This window comes from Mesorhizobium sp. M7A.F.Ca.MR.362.00.0.0 (genome assembly GCF_004023175.1).
Classification (GTDB): Bacteria; Pseudomonadota; Alphaproteobacteria; order Rhizobiales; family Rhizobiaceae; genus Mesorhizobium.
The window spans coordinates 549-1,006 of the sequence record NZ_RZTF01000802.1; the positions used below are offsets into that span (position 1 = coordinate 549).

1 pseudogene is annotated in these 458 nt (G+C 68.3%); it reads left to right on the forward strand.

Going from position 1 to position 458, the window contains the following annotated elements:
- Positions 1–458 (forward strand): annotated as a pseudogene (locus EOC06_RS37805) (NUDIX hydrolase); the annotation flags it as partial.

Consider the following 458-nt stretch of genomic DNA (forward strand, 5'->3'; position numbering starts at 1 on the left):
CCCTCATCCTGCTCGACCGCAAGGACGATGACGTGCTGGTTCTGATGGGTCGCCGTCATGCCGGCCACGCCTTCATGCCGGGCAAGTTCGTCTTTCCCGGCGGCCGCACCGATCCGGCCGACAGCCGCATACCGGTCGTCGCCGCATTGCACCCGGAGCAGGAAGCCAGGCTGATCGCCGGACCGGGCCGCACAAGTGCGGCACGAGCCCGCGCCATCGCCCTGTCCGCCATCCGCGAAACCTATGAGGAAGCCGGGCTGCTGATCGGCCGCAAGGGTGCTTTCGCAACCCCCAGGCCCGATTGGCAAGGCTTTGCCGAACACGGCGTGCAACCCTCTCTCGACATGCTGCGCTTCGTTGCGCGCGCCATCACGCCGCCCAACCGGGTGCGCCGCTTCGACACCCGCTTTTTCAGCGCCTGGCGTGACGACGTCGCCGTCGAACTGCCCGGTGGCGGT